General features: G+C 54.5%; 8 protein-coding genes and 1 pseudogene. 3 read left to right on the top strand and 6 right to left on the bottom strand.

What is annotated here, in order from left to right; all coding sequences use genetic code 11:
- Nucleotides 1-220 precede the first annotated feature (220 nt).
- The 3 genes from ltaE to H7A81_RS11850 form a co-directional block, all read right to left on the bottom strand.
- Nucleotides 221-1,219, bottom strand: a complete 999-nt coding sequence (ltaE, locus tag H7A81_RS11860; RefSeq protein WP_182057593.1) for a low-specificity L-threonine aldolase — start codon at nucleotides 1,217-1,219, stop codon at nucleotides 221-223.
- 69 nt (nucleotides 1,220-1,288) lie between these two features.
- Complete coding sequence (gene poxB, locus H7A81_RS11855) at nucleotides 1,289-3,010, bottom strand: ubiquinone-dependent pyruvate dehydrogenase (protein ID WP_160868939.1); 1,722 nt, start codon at nucleotides 3,008-3,010, stop codon at nucleotides 1,289-1,291.
- 116 nt (nucleotides 3,011-3,126) lie between these two features.
- On the bottom strand, nucleotides 3,127-4,023 hold the full coding sequence (locus H7A81_RS11850) for a lysine exporter LysO family protein (RefSeq protein WP_182057592.1): 897 nt from the start codon (nucleotides 4,021-4,023) through the stop codon (nucleotides 3,127-3,129).
- 135 nt (nucleotides 4,024-4,158) lie between these two features.
- Between H7A81_RS11850 and H7A81_RS11845 the strand changes: the two are divergent.
- A pseudogene (locus H7A81_RS11845) lies at nucleotides 4,159-5,798 on the top strand (DUF2813 domain-containing protein).
- An 89-nt stretch (nucleotides 5,799-5,887) separates the two neighbouring features.
- On the opposite strand, the gene cspD reads toward H7A81_RS11845, so the two are convergent.
- On the bottom strand, nucleotides 5,888-6,109 hold the full coding sequence (gene cspD / locus H7A81_RS11840; protein ID WP_034820666.1) for a cold shock-like protein CspD: 222 nt from the start codon (nucleotides 6,107-6,109) through the stop codon (nucleotides 5,888-5,890).
- Between the two features lie 322 nt (nucleotides 6,110-6,431).
- Between cspD and clpS the strand changes: the two genes are divergently transcribed.
- The gene (clpS, locus tag H7A81_RS11835; RefSeq protein ID WP_034820663.1) at nucleotides 6,432-6,752 is read left to right on the top strand and encodes an ATP-dependent Clp protease adapter ClpS; all 321 of its coding nucleotides are present in this window, start codon (nucleotides 6,432-6,434) and stop codon (nucleotides 6,750-6,752) included.
- 55 nt (nucleotides 6,753-6,807) lie between these two features.
- A complete protein-coding gene (gene clpA / locus H7A81_RS11830) occupies nucleotides 6,808-9,087 on the top strand; it encodes an ATP-dependent Clp protease ATP-binding subunit ClpA (RefSeq protein ID WP_182057591.1) in 2,280 nt (759 codons plus the stop codon).
- Between the two features lie 95 nt (nucleotides 9,088-9,182).
- Here clpA and infA read toward each other — a convergent pair whose 3' ends face one another.
- Both infA and aat read right to left on the bottom strand, forming a co-directional pair.
- Entirely contained in the window at nucleotides 9,183-9,401 is a 219-nt protein-coding gene (gene infA, locus H7A81_RS11825) for a translation initiation factor IF-1 (protein ID WP_002211347.1), read from the bottom strand.
- 349 nt (nucleotides 9,402-9,750) lie between these two features.
- A complete protein-coding gene (gene aat, locus H7A81_RS11820; RefSeq protein WP_034820657.1) occupies nucleotides 9,751-10,443 on the bottom strand; it encodes a leucyl/phenylalanyl-tRNA--protein transferase in 693 nt (230 codons plus the stop codon).
- Between the last annotated feature and the right edge of the window lie 19 nt (nucleotides 10,444-10,462).

Raw genomic sequence — 10,462 nt, 5'->3', positions numbered from 1 at the left:
GTATGGCATCGCCGATGCGGAAACGCTGGCGATAGCTCGGGCACTGCTGGCGAAATACGGCGCAGCGCAGTGAAGAGACGGTGTATGACATCGCCGATGCAGAAACGCTGGCGATAGCTCGGGCGCAGCTGGCGAAATACGGTGCGGCTGAAACAGGGCCTCGCGTTGGTGAGCTTGTGGACGGCCCGAAAGCCGTCCCCGCAAGACACTTTGCGCTCTGTTACGCTAAAAACGCCTGCCAGTGCGCAACCAGACGTTGTAAATCCTGGCGGCTGACATCGAGGTGGGTGGCAATACGCGTGACCGGACCCACGCTCATCAGCACATCGCCGGAGTGCATCCAGCTTTTCAGGGCGTCAACCTGATCCGCCGGTACTTTCACAAACAACATGTTGGTGTGCTGATTCAGTACCTCAACCCCAATGGCGCTGAGCTGCCCAGCCAGCCAGGCCGCATTGTCATGATCTTCTTTCAGGCGCGCCACGTTGTGCTTCAGCGCGTACAGACCCGCCGCCGCCAGGATGCCCGCCTGACGCATGCCGCCGCCGGTCATCTTACGCCAGCGACGCGCCTGCTCAATGTAGGCTTCATCACCGCACAGCAGTGAACCCACCGGGGTGCCGAGTCCTTTGGACAGGCAGATGGTCAGCGTGTCGCAATAACGCGCGATATCCTTTAGCTCAACATTTTGCGCCACCACGGCGTTGAAGATACGGGCACCATCAATGTGCAGCGCCAGTTTGTGTTCGCGCGTTAACTTCCACGCTTGTTCCAGATAGCTCTGCGACAGCACTTTGCCGTGATGGGTGTTTTCCAGGCTCAGCAGGCGCGTGCGCGCAAAGTGGATATCATCGGGTTTGATCGCGGCAACAATCTCCGCCAGCGGCAGCGACCCATCCTCGGCGTGCGAGATCGGTTGTGGCTGAATACTGCCCAGTACCGCCGCGCCACCCGCTTCGTATTTGTAGTTATGTGCCTGTTGACCGACGATATATTCATCGCCGCGCTGGCAGTGACACAGCAGCGCCACCAGGTTGGCTTGCGTGCCGGTCGGGAAGAACAGCGCTGCGGCTTTGCCACTCAGACGGGCGGCCTCGAGTTCCAGCGCATTGACGGTGGGATCGTCACGATAGACATCATCGCCAGTTTCGGCGGCCATCATCGCATCCAGCATGGCGGCACTTGGGCGGGTTACGGTATCACTGCGTAAATCGATCACATCGCTCTCCTGAAACAAAAAAGCGGGCTGAGCGCCCGCGTTGTGAGTTATCTGGCCTGGTTATCCGTTTTACCTCAGCCAGTTGGTTTTCGCCAGTTCAACAATCTCATCACCCCGTCCATTCAGAATCGCGCGCAGCATATACAGGCTGAATCCTTTGGCCTGCTCGGCTTTGATCTGCGGCGGCATCGACAGCTCTTCCTTAGCGGTGATCGCATCGATCAGTACCGGACCATCATGCGCAAACGCCTGTTCTAGCGCGCTGTTGAGTTCAGAGGCTTTCTCGACGCGAATGCCTTTAATACCGCAGGCGGTGGCAATGGCGGCAAAATCCGGGTTCTCCAGATCGGTGCCGTCGGTAAGGTAACCGCCGGCTTTCATCTCCATCGCCACGAAGCCCAGCACGCTGTTATTGAAGATCACCAGCTTCACCGGCAGTTTCAGTTGTGCCACCGAAATAAAGTCGCCCATCAACATACTGAAGCCGCCATCACCGCACAGCGCCACGACCTGACGCTGCTTATCGATTGCCTGAGCGCCGAGTGCCTGTGGCATCGCGTTAGCCATCGAACCGTGGTTGAACGATCCCAGCAAACGGCGCTTGCCGTTCATCTTCAGGTAACGCGCGGCCCATACGGTGGGCGTGCCGACATCACAGGTGAAAATGGCATCTTCAGCTGCGTAATGGCTGATTTGCTGCGCCAGATATTGCGGATGAATCGCCTGTTTATCATTGGCGGTGGCCAGCTCATCCAGACCTTTTCGCGCATCCACATAGTGTTCCAACGCGCTGTCGAGATGATGACGATCGCTTTTGCTGTTGAGCTGCGGCTGCAGCGCCTGCAATGTGGCTTTGATATCCCCAATCAGCGCCATATTGACATGGCTGTGTGCGCCAAGGCTGGCGGGATTGATATCAATCTGGATGATATTGGCATCAGCCGGATAAAACGGGCGATAAGGGAACTGTGTACCCAACAGCACCAGCGTGTCGGCGTTCATCATGGCGTGATAACCGGATGAGAAGCCGATTAAGCCGGTCATGCCGACGTCGTAAGGATTATCGTACTCGATGTGCTCTTTTCCGCGCATGGCATGCACTACCGGCGCTTTCAGCGTTTCTGCCAGCTTCACCACTTCTGCATGCGCGCCGGCACAGCCGCTGCCGCACATCAACGTAATATTTTCTGCGCCGTTCAGTGTTTCAGCCAGGCGGGCAATCTCGTTGGCGTTGGGCACAATATGTGGCAACTGCGGTGGATACCATTCACTGCGTGCGCCTTCAGGTGCCGGTTTCAGCGCCACATCGCCGGGAATAACAATCACGGATACGCCACGATTAAGGATGGCTTTGCGCATCGCAATCCCCAAAACCTGCGGCAACTGCTCAGGGTTAGAGACTAATTCGCAGTAATGGCTGCATTCGCGGAAGAGCTCCTGCGGATGCGTCTCCTGAAAATAGCCGCTGCCGATTTCGCTGGAAGGGATATGTGCGGCAATCGCCAGTACCGGAACGTGGTTGCGATGACAATCGAACAGTCCGTTAATCAGATGGAGGTTTCCGGGGCCACAGGAACCGGCACATACCGCCAGTTCGCCGCTGATTTGAGCCTCAGCACCGGCAGCAAAAGCCGCCACTTCTTCATGGCGCGTGGGCATCCATTCGATGGTTCCCATGCGGTTGAGGCTGTCGCTCAGCCCGTTGAGCGAATCGCCCGTCACGCCCCAGATGCGCTTTACGCCCGCATTTTCCAGGGTTTTGGCCAGCAGTGCCGCCACAGTTTGCTTCATCGTTCGCTCCTTTCTCTTTCTGGTGTTTGGCCATCCATCCCGATGGCGGAAACGTGTCAGTCAGAAAGCGTAGACGATGGAGACGGCGCGCAGCCGTGAAAAAATGCGCTCTGCGGTCAGGCGGAGAACAACGCGATAAGAATCGGCGCTAATAAGCTCATGATAAAACCGTGCACGATCGCCGCTGGAACAATCTCCATGCCGCCAGTGCGTTGCAGAATCGGCAGGGTGAAATCCATTGAGGTGGCACCACTCAATCCCAGCGTCATGCTGCGCTGACGGCTGATCAGTAGCGGAATTAACATGATGGTGATCAGCTCACGCAGCAGGTCGTTAAAGAAGGCCGCGCTGCCGATAACCGGGCCGAAGGATTCGGTCATCAGAATACCGGACAGCGAGTACCAGCCGAAGCCGCTGGCAAGCGCCAGGCCGGTTTTGATTGGCAAATCGAGCCATAATGCGGCCAGCATTCCACCGATCAAGGCGCTGCATAGCGACACCGCGGCTACCAGCATGCCGCGACGATTGAGCGTGATTTGACGCAAGGTCATGCCGCTGCTGCGCAGTTGAATACCGACAAGGAACAACATCAGCATCAGGGCATATTCACTGATGGTTGATGCGTGGCGCAGAATTGACCACTGGCTTAATCCCAACAGGAATCCGCCCAGTACCGAGCCGCACAGCTTGAGGGATTCCAGCGCCATGTGCAGACGTGAAGGTAGGGCTTGCTGCTTGTGCGGGTGATGCCACGGCACGCGCTTCTCCAGTAGCCAGAAAGCCATCAAGGAACAAGCGAGAATGCACAGCATACTGATCAACGCGGTATGAAAAATGGTGAGCAGATTACTGCTGAGGTTATCGAGGAAAGCGAGACTGGTGCCCATAAAAAACAGGATGATGTACACCAGTGCGCTCAGCATGCGGGCGACGCCGCGCAGCAGATTGGCACGGGTCACATGCAGTAAATAGCCAGCAATCAGTGGCAGCAGAATGATGATCAAGCCATACATAGAGCGTTTCCATCCGTGGGAGAGGGCCGCAAGCTATCGGAAAACAGTTGAAGTGTAAACCTTTTACCCGTGCATTAACTTGACCAACTTAACGAGGCGAACCATGCTCAGGCAAAGCACTCAAGGGATAGCATGATGTTTCTGGAACATATCGATATTCGCGGTTTTCGTGGCATCAATCGGCTGTCGTTGCCGCTTACTGATACCAATCTGCTGATTGGTGAAAATGCCTGGGGTAAATCCAGCTTGCTGGATGCGCTGACATTATTACTGGCGCCTGCGACTGAACCTTATCAGTTTACCGAACATGATTTTCACTTCCCACCGGGCGATCTGGAAGCACGCCTGCACCAGCTGCAACTGGTGTTTCGCTTTCGAGCACAAGCGGGCGATGACGAAGCAGTGTTCCAGCCTTTCTGGCAGCGCGATGAAATCGGGCGCTTTATCCGCTTCAGCACCCGTGCGCGCCGCAACGAGCATGGTGTGAAAACCACCTGGCGCTTCATCGACCAAAATGGCGATGTGCTGGCGATGGAAGGCACTGAGGCGGCGCTGGCCCATCTGCGTGCCTTCTATCCCGTGCTCAGACTGCGCGATGCGCGCTTTGGCCGGCGTGGACGGCACAGCAGCACCGATGCGGACCGCCGGGCCACGACGCTGAGTGAATTGTCACAGGAAGTCGAGAAATTAACCCGGGATTTGGTGGTGCAGCCGCAGAATCTGAGCGACGATTTACTGCGTCAGGGCTTGCACACCATGCAGCAATTGCTGGAGCACTACTTCCTTGTGCAGCAACCGGGGGTCAGCGCGGCGCGTGTCGCACCTGAATTACGCGATGGTTCGCAAGGCTGGCGTTCACTCGACAAGCTTAACCACCTGATTGCGGGAACGGAATCACGCAGTCGGCAGGTCATTTTATTGCGCATGTTCTCTTTACTGATTCAGGCGCACGGCAATGAAGCGCTGCCGCCGGGCGCTCATCCATTGTTGCTGGTGGAGGATCCGGAAACGCGACTGCATCCAATTATGCTGTCAGTGGCGTGGAATCTGCTGGATTTAATGCCGCTGCAAAAAATCACCACCACCAATTCGGGGGAGCTGTTATCTCAGGTGCCGTTAGAGAATATTTGTCGCCTGGTGCGTGAACCTACACGCGTTGCGGCATGGCGGATTGGTCCTGAAGGATTGAGCGCTGAGGAGAGCCGCCGTATTGGCTTTCATATCCGCGTGAATCGCCCCTCGGCACTCTTTGCCCGCTGCTGGTTGCTGGTGGAGGGGGAGACGGAAGTGTGGATCATCAATGAACTGGCACGGCAGCGCGGTTACCATTTTGCGGCGAAGGGGTCAAAGTCATCGAATTTGCGCAGTCTGGTCTTAAGCCGCTGTTGAAGTTTGCCAGACGCATGGGCATTGCCTGGCATGTGTTGACTGACGGCGACGAAGCGGGCAATAAGTATGCAGCCAGCGCACGGAGCCAGTTGCAGGAGCATGAGCAGCAAGACGATCATCTGACGCAGTTCCCGGCCCCGGATATAGAACATTTTCTCTATAAGCAGGGGTTCAGCGACGTTTATCACGACATGGCGCACCTGCCGTTAAACGTGCCGATGAATGCGCGGCGTATTATTACTAAAGCGATTCATCACAGCTCGAAACCCGAATTGGCGATTGCGGTAGCCATGGCGGCGGCAGAGCGTGGGCCGCATGCGATTCCCTCGTTACTGGATCAGCTGTTTGCTCGCGTGATGTGGTTAGCTCGCGGACGTGCAGATTGAGGGGCGGGAAAATCCGCAAAAGAAAAATGCCAGCGTCTGCGGCTGGCATTTTTTTTCGGGAGTGGTCAGAATGAATGAAGAGGCGCGCGTCAGGCGACTTGCGTGACTTCACAGGGCACAATCAAGCTGGCGTGATTGCCTTTTGGCCCTTCATGGACATCGAACTGAACCTGCTGGCCGGCCTTCAGCGTTCTGTATCCCTCCATCTGAATCGTGGAGTAGTGCGCGAAGATATCCTCGCCGCCGCCAATCGGACAGATAAAGCCGAAGCCCTTGGCGTTGTTGAACCATTTAACAGTACCCGTCTCCATGCTTTTACTTCCCTCGCAAGACATTTTGAACAGTAGGTGAGGTCATTGAAGCTGTGAGTCGAGTTTGTTTAAAACTCAATCAGCTTGTGTAAGTAGAATGTAGAGAAACGGTCCTTATCGTCAAGCAAACGGCCCTGGCGCACGGGGAGAAATTCATCAAAATTTGAGGCAGTTAACGCTATTGCAAATTTTGTGATACAGGTCGCGCATGGGCTTTTAGGGCCGTTTTTTCTTAAGGGAAAGGTGGCTTGACAGACATGTTAAACTTAGGAATGGGCGCAGAAATGCGCGCAATCGTAACGCAGAATTTCGACGGAACATTATGGCAAACACAAACGACTGGCTTAATTTTGAACATCTAGCCGAAGATAAAGTACGCGAAGGGTTAAAGCCGCCTTCGATGTATAAAGTCATTCTGAATAATGACGATTATACACCTATGGAATTTGTTATTGACGTTCTGCAAAAGTTCTTTTCTTATGATGTTGAACGTGCAACGCAACTGATGTTGAAAGTTCACTACCACGGAAAGGCGATTTGTGGTGTATTCACTGCAGAAGTGGCGGAAACCAAAGTCGCCCAGGTGAACAATTACGCACGAGAGAATGAACATCCGTTGCTGTGTACGCTGGAAAAAGCCTGAGCCCGTCTCCATATAGGGGAAAGGTCGTCAGAGCGATAATTGGGGGAGGTGCCAAATGCTCAATCAAGAACTGGAACTCAGTTTAAACATGGCTTTCGCCAGAGCGCGCGAGCACCGTCATGAATTTATGACCGTCGAGCATCTGTTGCTGGCATTGCTTAGCAACCCGTCGGCCAGAGAGGCACTGGAAGCCTGTACGGTGGATATCGTGGCTCTGCGACAGGAACTCGAAGCCTTCATCGAACAAACTACGCCGGTGCTGCCAGCCAGTGAAGAGGAGCGTGATACTCAACCAACGCTCAGCTTCCAGCGCGTGTTGCAACGTGCGGTATTCCATGTCCAGTCATCCGGTCGCAGCGAAGTGGCAGGCGCGAACGTGCTGGTCGCCATTTTCAGCGAGCAGGAGTCTCAAGCGGCTTACCTGCTGCGCAAACACGAAGTCAGCCGCCTCGATGTGGTGAACTTCATCTCCCATGGTACGCGTAAAGACGAGCCGGGCCAGCCGCAGAACAATGCGGAGAATCCGGTTAACGAAGAGCAAGCAGGCGGGGAGGAACGTATGGAAAACTTCACCACCAATCTTAATCAGCTTGCTCGTGTCGGCGGAATCGACCCGCTGATCGGCCGCGATAAAGAGCTGGAGCGTGCCATTCAGGTATTGTGCCGTCGCCGTAAGAATAACCCGCTGCTGGTGGGTGAATCTGGCGTGGGTAAAACCGCGATTGCGGAAGGGCTGGCCTGGCGCATTGTGCAGGGCGATGTTCCGGAAGTGATGAAAGATTGCACCATCTACTCGCTGGATATCGGTTCGCTGCTTGCGGGTACCAAGTACCGTGGTGATTTTGAAAAACGTTTCAAAGCGCTGCTCAAACAGCTGGAACAAGACACCAGTAGCATCCTGTTTATCGATGAAATTCACACCATTATCGGTGCGGGTGCCGCGTCCGGTGGACAGGTGGATGCCGCTAACCTGATCAAACCGTTGCTCTCCGGCGGAAAAATCCGCGTGATGGGTTCAACCACCTATCAGGAGTTCAGTAACATCTTTGAGAAGGATCGTGCGCTGGCGCGTCGTTTCCAGAAGATCGACATTACCGAACCTTCTGTCGAAGAAACCGTGCAGATTCTTAACGGTCTGAAACCGAAGTATGAAGCTCACCATGATGTGCGTTATACCGCGAAGGCAGTGCGTGCAGCTGTGGAACTGGCGGTGAAATACATCAACGATCGTCATCTGCCGGATAAGGCGATTGACGTGATAGATGAAGCAGGTGCGCGTGCGCGCCTGGTGCCGGTGAGTAAGCGTAAGAAAACGGTCAATGTGTCTGATATTGAATCTGTGGTGGCTCGTATTGCGCGTATCCCAGAGCAAAGTGTGTCAGCCACCGATCGCGACACGCTGAAAAATCTCGGCGATCGTCTGAAAATGCTGGTGTTTGGCCAGGATAACGCGATTGAAGCACTGACTGAAGCGATCAAGATGAGCCGTGCCGGTCTCGGTCAGGATCGTAAACCCGTGGGGTCATTCCTGTTTGCTGGTCCAACCGGCGTCGGTAAAACCGAGGTGACGGTTCAACTGGCGAAGGCCCTGGGGATTGAGCTGCTGCGTTTCGATATGTCCGAGTATATGGAGCGCCACACCGTTAGCCGTTTGATCGGTGCACCTCCGGGATATGTTGGTTTCGATCAGGGTGGTTTGCTCACCGATGCGGTGATTAAGCATCCGCATGCGGTGGTGCTGTTGGATGAAATCGAGAAAGCGCACCCGGATGTCTTTAACCTGCTGCTGCAGGTGATGGATAACGGCATGCTGACCGATAACAACGGCCGCAAAGCGGACTTCCGCAATGTGGTGCTGGTGATGACCACCAACGCCGGTGTTCGCGAAACTGAGCGTAAGTCGATTGGTTTGATTCAGCAGGACAACAGCACCGACGCGATGGAAGAGATCAAAAAGATCTTTACGCCTGAGTTCCGTAACCGTCTGGATAACATTATCTGGTTCCGTCATCTGGATACCGCGGTGATCCATCAGGTGGTGGATAAGTTCATCGTCGAGTTGCAAGCGCAACTGGATGCAAAAGGCGTCTCGCTGGAAGTCAGTGATGATGCTCGTGACTGGCTGGCGGATAAAGGTTACGACAAAGCGATGGGTGCCCGTCCAATGGCACGTGCCGTGCAGGAGAATCTGAAGAAACCACTGGCTAACGAACTGCTGTTTGGTTCATTAGTGGATGGCGGTTCAGTCTCGGTGGCGCTGGATAAAGAAAAAAACCAGCTGACCTACCATTTCCTGAGTGCGGAAAAACGGAAAACCGAAGGGACTGTGCACTGATGTGTTGAGTTGCAGATAAGAAAAGGCCGGATGAAAATCCGGCCTTTTTTTTCGCGCTCAGTTAATTGCCACAAACGCGAGATGTGGACAACAACTTAGCGACTACGGAAGACAATGCGGCCTTTGCTCAGGTCGTACGGGGTCAACTCGACAGTCACTTTGTCGCCCGTCAGGATGCGGATGTAGTTTTTGCGCATTTTACCGGAGATATGAGCGGTAACCACGTGCCCGTTTTCAAGTTCTACGCGGAACATGGTGTTAGGTAACGTATCCAGTACGGTACCTTGCATTTCAATATTGTCTTCTTTGGCCATCGAATCCTCTGGGGTGAACTACCAAACTGTTGAACCGGCAAGATAATGCCGAATTCCATGATTTATGTAAAGAACCGTTGGCGATTTTGCCAACGCTTCGCCGTGCGTCGCGCCATTGCGCGTGCATTACGGAAAAATTCGGGTGTTTTTATTGACGTCTGCGGGGGATTAGCGGGCTAAGAAGTTGTCGCAATTGGCATCAAGTGCACAACGGTAACAGCTTCGGGAAATGGATGAGATTCCCAACCTGGCAATTCCGGCTCGCCACAGCGAAGCGCGGACGACATACCAAACTCGCTTATTGTATCACTTTTGTCGGGAATTGTGTGCAAAACATCTGCGAGCAGGGTCAAAAAAGGGTTTGTGTTTGCCAGCAACCGCTTAAAACAGGCTGCCACGCCAGTGTTTGAACGTACTGTAAATAATCGACACGCGGGATTTCAACGGCGCCCAACGAAGCCGTATGTGGGTTAAGCACCTGGCAATCAATCAAGCGTCCCTGATGAGCGAGAAAATGCTGAGAGAACACCCACAGCGCAGTTTTTGACGCATTTTCCTGGCGACTAAACATCGACTCGCCACAAAAAATCTGCCCAAGCGCCAGACCATACATGCCGCCTACCAGCCGATTATCACTCCAGACTTCAATCGAATGCGCGTGACCCAGCTCGTACAAACGCAGCCAGGCGCGTTTCACCTCAAAGGTAATCCAGGTGCCTTCTTGTCTGCCGCTGGCGCAGCCTTCCAGTACCTGCGGGAAAGCATGATTCATGGTAACGCGAAAAGGTGAACGGCGATGAAAACGCGCCATGCTGCGGCTGAGATGAAAAGATTCAGGCAGCATCACGGCACGCGGATCGGGCGACCACCATAGAATCGGATCGCCGGGCGAAAACCAGGGGAAAATGCCGCGCTGATAGGCGTTCATCAGTCGGGCAGGGGAGAGGTCGCCGCCCATCGCCAATAATCCGTTCGGCTCGCGCAGCGCCATCTCCGGCGGAGGAAAATTTAATGAATCCCGTGAAAGTTGTACCAGTCTCATTGCGTCAATTACCCTTCGG

This window comes from Pantoea sp. ME81, from assembly GCF_903970985.1.
Classification (GTDB): Bacteria; Pseudomonadota; Gammaproteobacteria; order Enterobacterales; family Enterobacteriaceae; genus Pantoea; species Pantoea communis.
Note: the sequence above shows the minus strand (reverse complement) of the source record. Positions and strands in the feature narration are given on the sequence as shown.